A 16,086-nucleotide genomic window follows, 5' to 3' on the forward strand; every position below is an offset into this window, starting at 1 on the left:
CCCGAGACGGGCGACGCCCCTTCGCGTCGCCGCTGAGGCACCTTAACGCGGCAAACGTCGCATTTCGACTGATGCGTCGTACAGGATCTTCTTCGACAGCCCCGTGGCTGCGGCGACGTCGGCGCAGACGTCCTTGAGCCGCTCACCTGCGCGAACACGCTCCTGTATGCCGGGCAGCGCCTCCTCGACGGTGGTCACCGCCGGGGTGGCGCCGGCCACCACGACGGTGATCTCGCCACGCAGCCCGTCGGCCGCCCAGGCGGCCAGCTCGGCCAGCCCCCCGCGTCGCACCTCCTCGTAGGTCTTGGTCAGCTCGCGACACACCGCCGCGCGTCGGTCGGCGCCGAAGGCGTCCGCCATGGCCAGGAGCGTCGCGTCGATGCGGTGCGGCGCCTCGAAGAAGACCATCGTCCGCCGCTCCTCGGCCAGCGCCGCCAGGCCCCGGGCCTTCTCGCCGGGCTTGCGTGGGAGAAAGCCCTCGAAGCAGAACCGGTCGACCGGCAGACCCGAGACGGCCAGGGCCATGAGGACGGCGCTGGGGCCGGGCACGCAGGTCACCCGGATGCCGGCCGCCACCGCGGCGTCGACCAGGCGGTACCCGGGGTCCGACACGGACGGCATACCGGCGTCTGTCACGACCACCACGCGCGCTCCGCCACGGAGGCGCTCGACGAGCTCGGGCGTCCGCGACGCCTCGTTGTGCTCGTGGTAGCTCAGGACCGAGCCGCTCGGCGTGATGCCGAGGTCGGCACAGAGCCGGCGCAGGCGTCGGGTGTCCTCGGCCGCCACGACGTCCGCGGTCGCGATCTCCTCGGCCAAGCGGGGGGCGGCATCGCGGGGGTCGCCGATCGGGGTGGCGGCGAGGACGAGGACGCCGGGGTCGGAGGTCACCGCGCCATCCTGTCAGGGGTGCCCGAGTTGCTGTGCATACGATGTCGCGCATGACCCGGATCGAGCTGCTGCGATCACGGCTGCTCGGATTCAGGCCCACCGACACGCTCTGGGGCTGGCTCGGACCGTTGTTCTTCGCGGTCGTGGGTGGCGGGATGCGGTTCTGGTCACTGGGTCGCCCCCACCAGCTCGTGTTCGACGAGACCTACTACGTCAAGCAGGGCGTCTCGATGCTCGAGTACGGCGTCGAGATGCGGGTGCCGGACACCCTCAAGAAGCCCGACGAGCTGTTCACCCAGGGCACCCCGGACGTCTTCGGCACGGACGGCGACCTCGTCGTCCACCCGCCTGTCGGCAAGTGGGTCATCGCGGCCGGCGAGCACCTGTTCGGGCAGACGTCGTCGTTCGGGTGGCGCTTCTCGGTGTGCGTGCTCGGGACGCTGTCGATCCTCATGATCGGCCGGGCCGCCCGCCGGATGTTCGGGTCGTCGTTGCTGGGCACGATCGCCGCGTTCCTCGTCGCCTTCGAGGGCCACCACTTCGTCCAGTCGCGGACCGGGCTGCTCGACCTGATCGTCATGTTCTGGGCGCTGCTGGCGTTCTGCGCGCTGCTCATCGACCGTGACCGCTCGCGAGCGATCCTCGCCGAGCGAGCCGCCGGCCGGTCGAACCACGACCTCGCCTCGCGGCTCGGGCCCTGGCTCGGGGCGCGACCCTGGCGCTGGGTGGCGGGCCTCAGCCTGGGCCTGTGCGCCGGCACCAAGTGGTCGGGGTTGTTCTTCCTCGTGGCCTTCGGGCTGATGACGGTCTTCTGGGACATGGGGGCGCGGCGGGCCGTGGGGGTGCGGCACTGGTTCACGTCCGCGGTCGTCACCGACGGGCTCTGGGCCGCCCTGGTGATGTGCTCGACGGCGGTAGTGGCCTACCTCGCGTCATGGGTGGGGTGGTTCCGCTCCCCGCTCGGCTACGACCGCGCATGGGGACAGATCCACCCCTCGCGCGACACTCCGTGGGTGCCGGATGCGCTGAGATCCCTCTGGCACTACCACCAGGAGATCTACACGTTCCACGTCAACCTCCACGACAACCACCCCTACCGGACCAACCCCTGGTCCTGGGTCATCCAGGGCCGGCCCACCTCGTTCTTCTACGAGGGCCCCAAGCGGGGCGACGGCGGCTGCGCGGTCGCCCAGTGCTCGAAGGCGATCACCTCGATCGGCACCGTCTCGATCTGGTGGCTGGGGGCCGCGGCGATCGTCGTGCTCGCGTTCTACTGGATCTTCAAGCGCGACTGGCGGGCCGGCGCGATCCTCGCGGGGCTCGCTGGTGGCTACCTCCCGTGGTTCGGGCTGGAGGAGCGCACCATCTACTCCTTCTACACGGTCGCCTTCGAGCCGTGGATCATCTTCGCCGTCGTCTTCGTGCTTGGGCTGGCCCTCGGCCGCCGCCCCGACTCCTGGCGCCGACGGGAGATCGGCCTCTACGTCGTGGGTGGCTACTGCCTCCTGACCCTGGCGATCTTCGCGTTCTTCTGGCCGATCTACACCGCCCAGGTGATCCCCCAGAGCCAGTGGTCGCTGCGGATGTGGTTCCCCAGCTGGGTCTGAGGCATCAGCCGGATCACGGAGACGCGGGATCAGCCGTTTGGTTGAGAATGGGGTGATCCTGACGATTTCTTGACCACCCTCTCGGACGTCGATATTCGTACATATCGTCATAGTTGCGACAAAGGCCGATAGCCCTTTCCGAGTCGATTGGGAGGCTTTGCCTTCGTTGGCTCCCGAGCAGGGCACTTTACGTTCCCAATACCCTCTCTTTACTATCTCTTGACCATTTCCTGACCTCCACCACACACTCAGCGCAGCACGCAGGGGTGTGGTGCGAACGACTGAACCGCACCCTCTGCGTCACCACATTCGGGACAAGAGGGCAGGGGCTCTACAGATGAACACGAAGCGGGTATCGATCGCGGTTGCGGTCTCAGCACTGGGTTTGGCCATCGCACCGGGGGTGGCGTCCGCAGCGAACAGCCAGCCGGCGTGTGGGACTCCTGCCAAGCAGGCGGTCTACTCCACCGTCGTCGTGCCGGGCACGGCTGCCGTGACGCACCAGGAGTACGAGTGGAGCTCGGTCTCCGCGGTCATCGAGCGGCAGTGGCACCAGTGGCTGGTGGACTCCGCGGCGATGGACGCGGTGTACGAGACCGTCCACCACGCAGCGGAGTACGTGACGGTGCCGGTCCCCGGCCTGCCCGCCTACGACGAGCAGGTCCTGGAGAGCGCCGCCTATGACGAGCAGGTCGTCGAGACCGCGGCGTACGACGAGCAGGTCCTCGAGACCGCCGCCTACGACGAGCAGGTCCTGCAGACCGCTGCCTACGACGAGCAGGTCGTCGAGACCGCGGCGTACGACGAGCAGGTCCTCGAGACCGCCGCCTACGACGAGCAGGTCGAGACCCCGGCGTATGACGAGCAGGTCGTGACCCCGGCCTACGACGAGCAGGTCCTGCAGACCGCGGCCTACGACGAGCAGGTCCTGCAGACCGCGGCCTACGACGAGCAGGTCCTGCAGACCGCGGCCTACGACGAGCAGGTCCTGCAGACCGCGGCCTACGACGAGCAGGTCATGACGTCGCCGGCCGTGTACGTCACGGAATACCTCTTCGTCAGCAAGAGCGGCCGGGAGCGCTGGGACGCCGACCCCAACTGGAACGCCAACAACAACGACAGCTCCGGCGGCTGGGTCGCCGCGAACCAGACCCGCCAGGGCGCGCTCGTCACGCCGGCGGTCTACACGACGGTCCACCACGACGCCGTCTACACCACCGTCCACCACGACGCCGTCTACACCACCGTCCACCACGCCGCCGTCTACCGGACCGTGCACCACGACGCGGTGTACACCACGGTCCACCACGACGCGGTGTCCACGACCGTCCACCACGACGCCGTCTACACCACCGTCCACCACGACGACGTCTACAAGACCGTGCACCACGACGCGGTCTACGGCACGGTCCACCACGACGACGTCTACACCACCGTCCACCACGACGACGTCTACACCACCGTGCACCACGACGCGGTCTACGGCACGGTCCACCACGACGCCGTCTACACGACCGTGCACCATGCCGCCACGCCGGACACCACGACCGAGGTGCTGGTGTCCCCTGCCTGGGACGAGCAGGTGCTGGTCACGCCGGCCACCGACGAGGTCGGCCACTGGGAGGAGACCTGGTCGGTCGAGTCCCCCGGTGCGGCCTGGACGGCCACCGGCGAGACCCGCTCGGTCGCAGGGGAGACCCAGCTGCTCTGGGCCGCCACCTCGCCCGGTGAGGGTTGGACCGCGACCGGCGCGTACCGGACCGTCGAGGACACCCCGGCCGTGCCGGACTCGTCCGAGCAGGTGCTCGTCAGCGCCGCCGTTCCGGCCGGACCGGCCTGCGAGAAGCCGGTGACCGGTGACGGCGACACCGTGGTGCCCGAGCCCGCGAACCCCGCCTCGGCGGTCCCGGCTGCGGCCGGTCTCGTCAAGCCGGCGGCCGTCAACGAGCTCGCCTTCACCGGCTCGGACCCGACGCTGATGTGGCTGGGTATGGGCTTCCTGCTCGCCGGTATCGGCGTCTCGGCCGGCTACCGCAAGGTCGCGCAGAAGCGCTGACCCTCAGGACCGCATGGCACAGGGGTCCGCGACCCAGGGGGTGGGCCGCGGACCCCTTCCATGTCCCTGGTGCCCCACGTCCCCAGGGGCTCCAGAGCACAGTGGCTCCACGTCCCGGGGGCACACTGTGACAGTGCCGACCCGGCACCGGCCACCAGCCGGTGCCGGGTCGGCCAGCGTCAGGAGCTGCGCCGACCCGGGCTCATCGCGAAGGGACGACCACCGTGCGGCACTGCATGCAGCGGAAGGCGGCGGCACTGTGGTTGAAGAAGCCTGTGGTGATCAGGCTCCCGGTCAGGTCCCCGAGCACACCTCGGGACTGCTTGAACTTCACCCCCGGTGATCAACCGCTCGCTGGGCGCCGCCCGACAGGGGCGACGCCCGGCGAGTGACCCGTTGGGTCGTGCAACGCACCATGCCGCATCCGCGCCCCGACACACCAGAGCCAGCAAATCGTAGATATTGCAACCAAACTCTGGGAACCGTCATCTCCTGCCTCGCCCAGACCGCACGGTGGGCCTGACGCCTTGAGATCCACCTCGTGACGCGAGCCGTCCGCGGACTCGGCTCCCACCCGTGCGCACAACGAGCCCATTTCCGTCCATTCCTGCCGTGAGCTCCGCGTCACGTCAACGCTCGAAGGGGTCTTCATGGGTGAAGGGTCAGCCAACCCACAGGCCCCCAACCCCATGGCCCGGCAGTGGCGTCCCTCCCGTCCCCCTCACCCGCAGGGCGCCACTGCCGCCTCACCAAGATCGGCCAGAACCCCCACGACTGGAGTCCCTGATGACCGTGATCGCCTTCCGCCCCCGACTCAGCGCCGAGGCGCGTGCCGCGGACAGTGACGGCACCCCCGTCACGGGCACGTTCCGGTCCCCGCGCGGTAACGCAGGGGTGATGACCGGGCACCTTCGGCTGCAGCGCCTGGTCCTCGTTCCCCGGGGGGCCTTCGTGACGGGCGTCCTCACTGGCGAGCTCCGGGAGCCCGACGGGACCGTGGTGGGTCGGGACTCGAGGCGGACCACAGCTCCTGCGGACCTGGTCCGAGATGACCTGGGGCTGCATCCCGTGGTCCGACCACTGGAGCTGGACCTGATGGGCATTGCCGTGCGCGTCGAGCCATTCGCGATCGAGCCCGGCACGGTGTTTCCGTCGGCGCACCGACTCGCACGGCGCGGAGCTGGTCGCCCGCCGGTACGAGACCTCGGCGGTGGTGCACGATGAGAGGCGTTGCCCTGGCGGCTCCGGTGATCGTGCTCGCGATGGTGCACCTCCTGCAACGGCTGGAGTCCTGGGCGACGGACACCAGGCCGCGCACCATCAGTCGGCTGCAGGGGGCCGCTGCCCGCGAGGCCCAGGCAGTTCCACCGTCGCCACGCCCAACACAGGCTGCACAGGGTTGTGTCCAAGGGGAAGCATCGGAGCAAGGCTGATCCCACTGCGCGCACGCGGCGTTGACGGGCCGCGGGCGCCATGGCATCCGGACGGCATACATCGGCGCAGGTCAGGGGCGTGCAATGGTCGTTCTGGGCGTAGTGTCGCACTCGTGAGCACGGCGCGGGCACCCGGCGAACCGCCGCAGCCGGATGGCGCGGTCGACGTCGCCGCGCTGATCCCCATGCTGCGGCGGATCGTGGCTGCCCGGGTGGGTGAGCACCCTGCCGCCGAGGACCTGGTGCAGGAGACCCTGGTCAGGGTGCTCGAGGCCGAGGACCGCATCGAGCCGGGGATGATCGAGCCGTACGCGATCGCCACGGCCCGGAACGTCATGGCGACGATGTGGCGCCGCAAGGACAGTGAGTCTCGCAATCGCCACCGCGCCCTGGATCCCAGCGTGCCCGACGAGGCCGAGGACGTGGTCGTCGCGTCCGAGGAGCAGTCGGCGATCAACGAGGCCCTACGCCGGTTGACCGATCGAGAACGTGAGGTCCTGCTGGCCCACGAGATCACTGGCCAGGCGACCCGATCCCTGGCCGAGGAGTCAGGCAGCACTGCGGGCGCGGTCGCGGCCCAGCTGAAGCGGACCAGGGCACGTCTGCGGGTCGAGTACCTCCTCGCCCTCGAGCGCACCGAGCCGCCGACCGCCGAGTGCCGTCCCGTGCTGCTCGCGCTGTCGAGCGCGGACCGGCGCCGCCAGCGCGAGGTGGACGCCGGCAGGCACCTTCTCGAGTGCGAGCTCTGCGCCAAGCTCAGCCAGCCGCTCCTGGGCAGAGGACCGCTGCGCGACAACGAGATCCACGTGCCCATCAGCGCGGACCCGGACATCGTCGCCGCCCGTCAGGCAGCGCGCGAGCTTGCGGTCCGCGCGGGCTTCTCGGGGGCAGACCTGACCATGCTCGCGACGGCGGTCTCGGAGGTCGCGCGGAACATCGTCCGGTTCGCGTCGACCGGCGAGGTGACCATCGAGCTGCTGGAGGGACCACGGGCTGGGATCCACGTGGTGGCCCGCGACACGGGTCCCGGCATCGCCGATGTCGAGGTCGCCCTCAAGGACGGCTTCAGCACGTATGACGGCCTGGGCCTCGGACTGCCCGGAGCCCGCCGTCTCATGGATGAGTTCAACATCGTCTCCGAGCCCGGACACGGCACCACCGTGACGATGACCAAGTGGTTCGACAAGAAGGGAAGCGCATGAGCCAGGACGACGGCGAGCAGGAGATCGAGGCGGTTCACGACGCACCCTCGAGCGGCGACCAGCTGCTCCCCCAGCTGGTGGCACACCTTCGGGAACACCGGGCGAAGCTCCGCGACGAGTGGGCCTCCCGCATCCGCGATGCCCACCTGCTGGAGGCGATGACCCCGCAAGAGATGTCCGCAGAGACCACCTCGGTGTACGACAACTACGTCGAGGTGCTCGAGACGGGCAGCGTCGAGGCGTTGCAGCACTATGCGCGAGACCTGTCCGAACGCATCATCCCCCGAGGCGTCGAGACCCACGAGGTGGTCGGCATCGTGCTGCTGCTGCGCGATGTCCTGGCTCGTTCCCTCTTCGAGAAGTACCAGCGCGACTTCGGCCTGCTCAACCGCATCCTCGACGCGTACGAGCCGGCCGCCAACCGCATCGCCAACACCGTGGCGGTCAGCTTCGTCGAAGAGCGCGAACGCGTCATCAGGCAGCAGCAGGACGCGATCCGCGAGCTGTCGACGCCAGTGCTGCCGGTGCGCGAACGGCTGCTCATCCTCCCGATCATCGGAGTCCTGGACGGCGAGCGGGCTCGCCAGCTGACCGAGCAGCTGCTCAGCGGCATCCGCACCCACCGGGCCAAGGTCGTCGTCATCGACATCACCGGCGCACCGGAGGTGGACGAGACCGTCGCCAACCACCTCGTCCAGACGGTGGATGCCTCACGGCTGATGGGGGCGAGCGTGATCATCACCGGGCTGTCCCCCACCATCGCCCAGACCTTGGTCACGATCGGGGTCGACCTGAGCAAGATGAACACGATCGGCGACCTCCAGGGCGGGCTCGAGGAGGCCGAGCGACTGCTCGGCTTCACGGTCACGCGCAAGGTGGTGACTGACGGCTCGTGAACTCAGGACCGGCCCTCGTCTCCATCCTGCGTCAGGGTGACACCCTCGTCGCGTCGGTCCACACTGCCCTGGACGACTCGGAGATGGTCCGGTTCCAGAACGACCTCGTCAGCCGGATCGGCGAGCATCGGGCTCGTGGGGTCATCATCGACGTGGCTGCCCTGGACGTGATCGACAGCTTCGCCTCTCGCACGCTTCGATCGATTGCCGACATCGCGCGCCTGCGGGGAGCGGTGACGGTGATCGTGGGGATCCAACCGGAGGTCGCCTTCTCGATGGTGCGCCTGGGCATGGACATGGGTGATGTGCCGACGTCCCTCGACCTCGAGGAGGGCCTGGCCTACCTGGCACGGGTGAACGGCGCCGGGAAGCACGGTCATGAGTGACCTGGACGACGTCACGCTCGACTACCGCGTGGCGTTCCAGCGATATCTCCCGCGGCGCAGCGAAGCCGCCCTCACCGACGGCTACGACCTCGGGCGCCGCGCCATCGTCCACGGGGTCAGCTTGCTCGACCTGGTGCACGTGCACCACGTCGTCCTGGCCGAGGTCCTGGCGGACACCCCCCGCGAGGACGTCGGTCGCGTCACGACCGCCGCGGGCGACTTCCTCCTCGAGGTGCTCGCCACCTTCGACATGGCCCACCGACGCCTGCGGACGTCGTCCGAGTGACGGCGACATCCCACGGCGCGGTCTCCTGCGTCAGAGACCGCGCCGTGGGGATGCTGCCTATCTAGTCAGCGACGTCGATCGGGTCGACCCGGTCGACCCGGCGGTGGAACCGCATGCCGGCGGCACCGCCGGCGATCGCACCCACCAAGCTGGCCACGGCGGCCAGGACCAGGGCCACCACACCAGCGGTGTTCAGCTCTGACGTGCTCACCGGCAGGCGGGGGAAGCTGTTCAGCTGTCCGAGGACGTCGTACTTGCTTCCCGCCACGGCTCCGACGACCGCCACCACCACGGCGACGACGAGCGCCCACAGCCACACGGCGAAACCTTGCTTGGCGCCGTTGAACCGAGCCATCCGACCGGCGACGTACCCGCCGCAGTAGTAGCTGACGAAGAGGATGATCGCGAGGGCAAGGGCACCCACGACTCCCACGGTGGCCACCTGTTCGGAAGCGGCGTCGACAGCCTCGCCCGCGTCCGTCCCGGTGCCCAGCTCCACCGCCGTCCCGGCGGCTGCCAGGAGAGCAGTGAGGATGACGGCCATGCCCATGGCGGTGAGCCAGCCGAAGAAGGCCGAGCCGATCTTCACCCCACCGAACCGGTCCGCCTGGACCGCGGCCAGGCGGTCGCCGTCGGCAACCCGGTCGCGGTCGCCGACCCGGTCGCGGTCGSCGACCCGGTCGCGGTCGSCRACCCGGTCGCGGTCGGCCACCCGGTCGCGGTCGGCCACCCGGTCGCGGTCGGCCACCCGGTCGCGGTCGGCCATGCGGTCGCGGTCGTCCAGCCGCTCTGCCTGCCTGCCGTCACGCCGATCGCTGTCTGCCAGGTCGCGGTCAGTGCTGCGTCTTTCGTCCTGCTCGGTACCGCGCGGTTCGTGCGTGCTGCTCATGTGTGCCTCCTTGAAAGGGGCCTGGACAAGATCGTCGTCCGGACGTGTGCCGATGTGCACCAGTGCTCCGTGACGGTCCCGGGGCGGGGTCTGCCGCCTCCAGGTACCTACCCCGGCTCGGGCCGGGCGAAACCCGGAGGAGCTGGCCCCCGCCGGTCCTCCGGGTCTCGCCTCGCCCGACAGTGGCGCCGCTCGTCGCGCGCAGGGCGCCACTGCCCGCGAGGGTTCGAGGCTGGAGCGCTCAGACCCCCAGTCCGTTGAGGATGGCGAGGATCTGGTTCAACAGGCCCGCGATCTGGCCGAGCGGACCGCCGCCGTCGAGGAGGCCGGCGACCGCGCAGAGAAGGTTGCCCAGGAGGTTGCCCGCCCCGGTCGTGGCAATGATGTCGAGCACCACCTGGTCGAGGTGGACCTCAAGCCCCAAGAGGTTCAGGTCCAGTGGGCCGAGCACCAGGTTCAGGATGTCGCAGCTTGCGGCCATCACGCCAGCGCCCATGGCGCCGGTGGTCGCCTGCTGCACCGGCAGGTTCATCGTCTTGGTGTGCGGCACCGAGCCACGGGCGCCCTGCAGCGTGGTCGTGACGGCACTGCGCATCATCAGCTTGTCGCCGGAGCTCCAGAACTTCTGCGGCACGATGTCCACCGTGGCGGCCCCGGTCCGGCCCTTCTTGTCGGTCCACGTCCCCTGGTAGCTCCAGGCCTTGCCCGCGCTCGTCGTCGAGTGGGCCGCCTTCGCTGCACCCGCGTGAGGTGAGGCGGCCTGCGCAGAGCCCACGAGGAGCGGACCAGTGGTTGCGACGGTGGCCGCCGCGACGATGGCCACGACGCGCGTGGTGAACCTCTTGCGCACCATGCCTGCCGTGTGGTCACCGGTTCGTGCTGACTTCGCTTGCAACATGATGGGTTCTCCTCCCGGGGCTCCCTGTCGGGCACCCGCTGATGGACCTGCGATGTCGTGCCCGGTCCGGCTCGCCAGCCCATCTCTCGTGCGGTGCTGGCGCCCGGTCGTGGCACGTACTGAAGACCCCCACCCAGGGCGCGCATGACGGGAGATCAGGGAGAGGCGCGGGCTTCAATTGCGCTCAACTGGCCCTACGCCGTGCGGGAGGCGTGGTCGCGGCTGACCAGCGCTCCGCGTCATGCACCAGCCCTCAAGGCGTCCCGCGCGAGCTGGACCCGGTCGTCACGGCAGCGGACCAAGCCTCACGCAGGTGTCCGGCGCGAGCGGGCGACGTATGCCGCGGCGGCGGTCGTGATGGGGACCGCCGCGATGAGTCCGATGGTGCCGACAGCACTACGGACCAGCTCGGTCGCAACGAGCTGGTCTGACAGCACCTGGCCGAGGGGGTCGTCGAGGGCGACGATGAGCACGAGCAGCGGCAGGGACGCGCCCGCGTAGGCCAACACGATGGTGTTGATGACCGACGCGATGTGGGCCCGCCCGACTCGCGTCGCGGCGGCATACAGCTGCTTGCCACCCAGCTCCGGGTTGGCCCGGGCGAGCTCCTCCACCGTCACCGCCTGGGTGACGGTGACGTCGTCGAGGACGCCCAGGGAGCCGATCAGGATGCCGGCGAGGAGCAGCCCCCGCAGGTCGACCCCGTGGGACTGGCCGAGGATGAACGAGCTCTCGTCGCCCGCGCCGGAGAGACTCATGGCCCCGACGGCCAATGTCGAGAGGAGTCCCGTCAGCAGCAGGCTCGCCAAGGTCCCCGCGAGCGCCACCGTGGTCGTCCGTCCCAACCCGTGGGTGAGGTAGAGGACGACCAGCACGATCGCCGAGCAGCCGACGATGGCCACCGGCAACGGCGGTTTGCTGTCGAGGATCGCCGGGATCACGAACCCGAGGATGACGGTGAAGGTGAAGCCCAGCCCGAGCAGCGCGGTGAGACCGCGCCAACGCCCGAAGGCCAGCACCGCCAGGACGAACGCCGCGAGGAGCGCCCACAGCTGGGTGCCTCGCTCGTGGTCGATGATCGCGTAGCGGGAAGCCGCGTCGTTGCCGGGCGAGTAGGTCAGGACCGCCTTGTCACCGACGTGGACCGTGGGTGACCCGACGCCGGTCGGCAGCGGGACCGTGAACGTGTTGCCGGCCTGGTCACCCGTCGTCAGCCGCACCTGGGCGCTGCCACACGGCAAGGTGGTCGCCGCTGGGGGTTGTGACTGCTGCAGCTGGTCCGTGGCGGGCGGGCAGGGCTCGACGTCCATCGTCGTGACGACACCGTTGACCTGCTTTGTGTCCGGGGCGCCGGCCACAGCCGCGGTGCTGTCCGGCCAGAGCCAGACCATCGCCAGCGCGACCGCGCAGAGCACGACTGCCACCGCGAGGAGCACCTTGGGTGACGTGTTCAGTCCGCTGGCGTGCGCGTGGGGGTGTGCGTGCCGTCCCGCCACCAGTCTTCCTCATCGCTCGACGAACGGTCGCCCCGAGCGGGCGCCCGACTACCGCGCCCATCCTGCCTTGCCCATGGGCGCCGTGGTGCCCCTGCCCGCGACGCGAACCGCGACGGCGGTACCAGCGCCGTCACACACACCGCTTCTGGATGAGGTGAGCAGCTGTCAACCCCCTGCAGAGTCCACCTGTTGCAGGTACTCATGCACCTCCTGGATCGCGACGGACCCTTCTCCGGCGGCAGATGCCACGCGCTTGACTGACCCCGAACGCACGTCTCCCACCGCGAAGACCCCCGGCATCGACGACTCGAACACGAAGGGCGCTCGGGCTGGCGACCAGCCGTTGCTTGCGGCCCCCGTCACGACGAAGCCGTAGCGGTCGCGGGCGACCTGTTCGGGCAGCCAGTCCGTGTGCGGCTTCGCACCGATCAGGATGAAGACAGCATCGGCCGGCACTGTCTCGATGGCACCTCGCCCGGAGTCCTGCAGGGTGAGGCTCTCGAGTTCTCCGTCGCCCGTCCCGTCGACGATCTCGGTTCGGTAGCGAACGTCGATGTTGAGCTGTCCCTCGATCTCCTCGATGAGGTAGCGCGACATCGTTTCGGCGAGCGTGGTGCGTCGCACCAGGATGGTCACCTTGCGCGCGTGCGCGGCCAGGTGGACGGCCGCCTGTCCGGCCGAGTTGCCGGCCCCCACGACGAAGACGGTCCGTCCGGTGAACCGTTCCGCCTCCGAGGCGGAGGCACCATAGAAGACGCCCCGTCCGACCAGGTCGTCGAGGGATGGGATGCCCAGCCGGCGGTAGCTGACCCCCATGGCGAGGACGACGGCGCCAGTCGCGATCTCCGCACAGTTCGACGTGGTCAGGTACAGCCGGTCGGCGTCGCTGCGGATCTCCTGGGTCTGGCACATCTGTAAGAACGTCGTCCCGAACACCCACGCTTGCTGGTGCGCCCGGGTGGCGAGGTCGGCACCCGTGACTCCACGCTGGAAGCCGAGGTAGTTGCGGATCAGTGAGCTCGACCCGGCCTGACCGCCGATCGTCTCGCGTTCGATCACCAGGGTGCGCAACCCTTCCGACGAGGCGTACACGGCCGCGGCGAGCCCGGAGGGCCCGGCGCCCACGACGGTGACGTCGTACTCACGGGAGCCTTGCAGGCGGGTGCGCGCGCCATACGCTTCGGCGATCTCGATGTTGGTCGGGTCGACCAGAACCCGCCCGTTGCGCTGGACGACGACGGGAACGGCGGCGTCGGCCTCGCCGACCTCGTCGAGGATCAGCCTGCCCGCTGGCGACCCTGTCGGGTGGAAGACGAAGGGCACCCGGTTTCGGCTGAGCAGGCTGCGCAGCTCTGAGGCCCGGGCGTTGCCTGCCTCGGCGACGATCGACAGCTCCCGCGACAGCGACGCGTCTGAGCCGACCCACTCGTGGAGGTTCTCGGTCACCGTCCGGTGGAACAGCTCGTCGGCTGCCCGCCACGGCTTGATGGCGTAGTAGTCGATCTGTCCGAGGCCGATGCCTCGGCGCAGCGGGTGGGCTGTGGCATCCATCGCCCACTCGCCCCACGAGATCAGGAGGAGCCGGCGGGAGTGGGGGAAGAGCTCCCTGGCCTGGGCCAGGAGCTCGCACCCCGTGCCGTCGGGCAGCCACTGGTCGGACAGGACCAGGGCCACCCGCTCCCCTGCCTCCCGCAGAGCGGTCAGCTGGTTCAGCGCCGAGGTCGCCGCGCGGGCGGTCCGTATCTGGTAGGCGCGGCCGTAACGGTCGTTCAGCTCTTCGCCCAGGAGCTCGATGGCGTCCGGGTCGTCGTCGACAGCCAGGATGACCGGACGTCGCTCGGGTGGGTCGACGTCTCGCGGAGCCGGGATGGGGGCCACGCCCCCATTGTGACGTCACGGATTCGTAGCGACGAGCCCGACTTTCTTGGACACTGACATCATGACCGAGCCCTCGACGCTTCCCGAGGCCAGCGACGCCGTGTCGCGCTACGCGTGGGGCGAGGCGTTTCAGCTCTTCGCGGCGGCGGATGCTGTCGCGCCGCTCGGTCCCGACGAGCTCGACCAGATGGCCGAGTGCGCCTGGTGGATCGGCAAGATGCGCCACTGCATGGCGCTTCGTGAGCGCGCCTACGAGACGCACCGGAAGCAGGGCAACCCCAGCCGGGCGGCTCACGTGGCGATCGACCTCGCCCAGCACTACGGCGACCTCGGTGAGCGCGGCACGGCCACGGGGTGGCTGCAGAACGCTGCTCGGCTGCTCGAGGGACAACCCGAGAACGCCGAGCACGGGTGGCTCAGCTTCGCGCGCAGCATCGCCGCGCGCGACATCGGCGACCTCGGTGCGGTGGTCGAATGTGCCAAGAAGGCTGAGGACCTGGGCGCACGACATGGCGACAAGGACCTGTACGCACTGGGACATGCTTTCCACGGCATCGGCCTGGTGTACTCCGACGACCCCGACCGGGGCCTTCGCATGGTGGAGGAGGCGACGCAAGGCGCCGTGGCCGGCGACCTGGGTGCCCGCGCGACCGGAATGATCTACTGCATGATGATCGCGGTCAACGCACAGGTCGCCGACTGGCAGGCCGCGGGTCGGTGGACCGAGGCAGCCACGCGATGGTGCAACCGGCAGGCCATCAACGGCTTCCCCGGTGTCTGCCGGGTCCACCGGGCCGAGATCCTCCGCTTGCGAGGGTTCCTGGCCGAGGCGGAGGACGAGGCTCTGACCGCCACGACAGAGCTGGGCTCCTTCAACCTGACCTTCTCCGCGCTCGCCTTCCGGGAGCTGGGCGAGGTCAGGCTCAAGCTGGGTGAGCTCGACGCGGCGGAGGATGCCTTCCGGCAGGCGGAGGAGATGGGCGTGACGCCGCAGCCGGGTCTCGCCCGGGCGCTCGTCCAGCGGGGTCGCCCGGGGGCCGCCGCCACAGGCCTGCGGCGGATGCTCGGCAGCCAGGGCCTGGGTGCACTGGAGCGAGCGAAGCTGCTTCCCACTCAGCTCGAGGTCGCCCTGATGCTTGACGATCTCCCGACGGCGCGGACGGCCGCGGCCGAACTGGCCGAGATCGCGTCGCACCACGGGACACCCGCCCTGCGGGCGGTCGCCGACGCCGGCGAGGCCGCGGTCCTCCTCGCCCAGGACGACCTCGCCGACGCCGAGAGGGCGGCACGCAACGCGCACCGGCTCTTCACCGAGATCGACCTGACGTACGAGGCGGCCCGGGTCTCCTCGCTGCTCGGACGCATCTACGAGTCAGGGGGCGACCTGGATCGGGCCCGCGCCCAGCACGAAGCGGCACTGGCGACGTACGACCGGATCGGTGCCGTGGTGGACGCCGCAGACGAACGGTCGATCCTGACCAAGCCCGACCTCGCATAGCTGCCCACACGGCATACCGAGTATTGAGCGGACGGGGGAAGGGCGGAGCCGTCCCGGTTCGCCTGGGCGGTGAACCGGGACGGCCACGCGGGCTGCACCAGCGGCGCTTCGCTCAGCGGCGGGCGGGCACCTTGTTCAGGGTGCAGACGAAGTACTTCACGATGCCGTCGTCGACGAGGGCACCGGACGCCAAGGCTGCCTGGATCTCCGAGGCCGAGTCCAGGACGCCGTTGCCGTCGAGGTCTCCGGCTGCCAGCGCAGCTCCATACCCGTCCGGAGTGGAGACCTTGTGCACCTGCCACCGGCCGCCGTTGAAGCCCGGGTCGCCGGGCGCCGCGGTGGCCACGCTGGGCTGCGCGCCGAAGAAGTTGTAGATGGTGTCCCAGCTCTGCGCGGGCGCCCCTGTCCCGGACAGCTCGGTCGGTGTCGCCACCGTCCGGTAGAGGACGTGGTCCACATAGATCGCCGGTCCGGAGACCCCGGACGCGTATGCCGCCGGCCCCAGGCCCAGCACCGCGACACCACCCGTCGCGATCGCACCGACGATGCGGAATGCCTTGCGATTCATGGAACTTCCTCACTTCCCACCGCCACGGTGGCGGCTCTGGGTCGAGTCAAGCGGGCCACTGCCCCGACATGCCATGACGTGGCGGTTACGCCCTCCTTACGA

At 69.8% G+C, this 16,086-nt stretch carries 13 protein-coding genes; 7 read left to right on the forward strand and 6 right to left on the reverse strand.

What is annotated here, in order from left to right:
* Positions 1-42 precede the first annotated feature (42 nt).
* Positions 43-891 carry a 16S rRNA (cytidine(1402)-2'-O)-methyltransferase gene (rsmI, locus tag ACXJKD_RS10955; protein WP_457254574.1) on the reverse strand — a complete coding sequence of 283 codons (849 nt, stop codon included), beginning with the start codon at positions 889-891 and terminating at the stop codon, positions 43-45.
* A 50-nt stretch (positions 892-941) separates the two neighbouring features.
* Between rsmI and ACXJKD_RS10960 the strand changes: the two genes are divergently transcribed.
* From ACXJKD_RS10960 to ACXJKD_RS10985, 6 genes are all read left to right on the forward strand, one after another.
* On the forward strand, positions 942-2,498 hold the full coding sequence (locus ACXJKD_RS10960) for a dolichyl-phosphate-mannose--protein mannosyltransferase (RefSeq protein WP_457254576.1): 1,557 nt from the start codon (positions 942-944) through the stop codon (positions 2,496-2,498).
* Positions 2,499-2,901: 403 nt separating this feature from the next.
* Positions 2,902-4,554 (forward strand): hypothetical protein, encoded by a 1,653-nt coding sequence (locus ACXJKD_RS10965; RefSeq protein WP_457254577.1) that lies wholly within the window; start codon positions 2,902-2,904, stop codon positions 4,552-4,554.
* A gap of 1,546 nt (positions 4,555-6,100) precedes the next feature.
* Positions 6,101-7,189, forward strand: coding sequence for a sigma-70 family RNA polymerase sigma factor (locus tag ACXJKD_RS10970; RefSeq protein WP_457254578.1), 1,089 nt, complete (start codon positions 6,101-6,103; stop codon positions 7,187-7,189).
* A complete protein-coding gene (locus ACXJKD_RS10975; RefSeq protein WP_457254579.1) occupies positions 7,186-8,085 on the forward strand; it encodes an STAS domain-containing protein in 900 nt (299 codons plus the stop codon). The genes ACXJKD_RS10970 and ACXJKD_RS10975 overlap by 4 nt, the downstream gene beginning before the upstream one ends.
* On the forward strand, positions 8,082-8,471 hold the full coding sequence (locus ACXJKD_RS10980) for an STAS domain-containing protein (RefSeq protein WP_457254580.1): 390 nt from the start codon (positions 8,082-8,084) through the stop codon (positions 8,469-8,471). Before ACXJKD_RS10975 ends, ACXJKD_RS10980 begins: the two co-directional genes overlap by 4 nt.
* The gene (locus tag ACXJKD_RS10985) at positions 8,464-8,757 is read left to right on the forward strand and encodes a phosphatase RsbU N-terminal domain-containing protein (RefSeq protein ID WP_457254581.1); all 294 of its coding nucleotides are present in this window, start codon (positions 8,464-8,466) and stop codon (positions 8,755-8,757) included. The genes ACXJKD_RS10980 and ACXJKD_RS10985 overlap by 8 nt, the downstream gene beginning before the upstream one ends.
* 61 nt (positions 8,758-8,818) lie before the next feature.
* On the opposite strand, the gene ACXJKD_RS10990 is transcribed toward ACXJKD_RS10985, so the two are convergent.
* From ACXJKD_RS10990 to ACXJKD_RS11005, 4 genes are all read right to left on the reverse strand, one after another.
* Positions 8,819-9,646, reverse strand: coding sequence for a hypothetical protein (locus ACXJKD_RS10990; protein ID WP_457254582.1), 828 nt, complete (start codon positions 9,644-9,646; stop codon positions 8,819-8,821).
* A gap of 241 nt (positions 9,647-9,887) precedes the next feature.
* The gene (locus ACXJKD_RS10995) at positions 9,888-10,499 is read right to left on the reverse strand and encodes an ABC transporter substrate-binding protein (protein WP_457254583.1); all 612 of its coding nucleotides are present in this window, start codon (positions 10,497-10,499) and stop codon (positions 9,888-9,890) included.
* Positions 10,500-10,849: 350 nt separating this feature from the next.
* A complete protein-coding gene (locus tag ACXJKD_RS11000) occupies positions 10,850-12,040 on the reverse strand; it encodes a YibE/F family protein (protein ID WP_457254585.1) in 1,191 nt (396 codons plus the stop codon).
* A 165-nt stretch (positions 12,041-12,205) separates the two neighbouring features.
* Positions 12,206-13,918, reverse strand: a complete 1,713-nt coding sequence (locus tag ACXJKD_RS11005; RefSeq protein WP_457254586.1) for an FAD-dependent oxidoreductase — start codon at positions 13,916-13,918, stop codon at positions 12,206-12,208.
* A gap of 61 nt (positions 13,919-13,979) precedes the next feature.
* Here ACXJKD_RS11005 and ACXJKD_RS11010 point away from each other — a divergent pair, with 61 nt between their 5' ends.
* On the forward strand, positions 13,980-15,416 hold the full coding sequence (locus ACXJKD_RS11010) for a tetratricopeptide repeat protein (RefSeq protein WP_457254587.1): 1,437 nt from the start codon (positions 13,980-13,982) through the stop codon (positions 15,414-15,416).
* A 112-nt stretch (positions 15,417-15,528) separates the two neighbouring features.
* Here ACXJKD_RS11010 and ACXJKD_RS11015 read toward each other — a convergent pair whose 3' ends face one another.
* Positions 15,529-15,984 carry a hypothetical protein gene (locus ACXJKD_RS11015; protein ID WP_457254588.1) on the reverse strand — a complete coding sequence of 152 codons (456 nt, stop codon included), beginning with the start codon at positions 15,982-15,984 and terminating at the stop codon, positions 15,529-15,531.
* Positions 15,985-16,086 lie beyond the last annotated feature (102 nt).

It is taken from the genome of Pedococcus sp. P5_B7 (genome assembly GCF_054049895.1).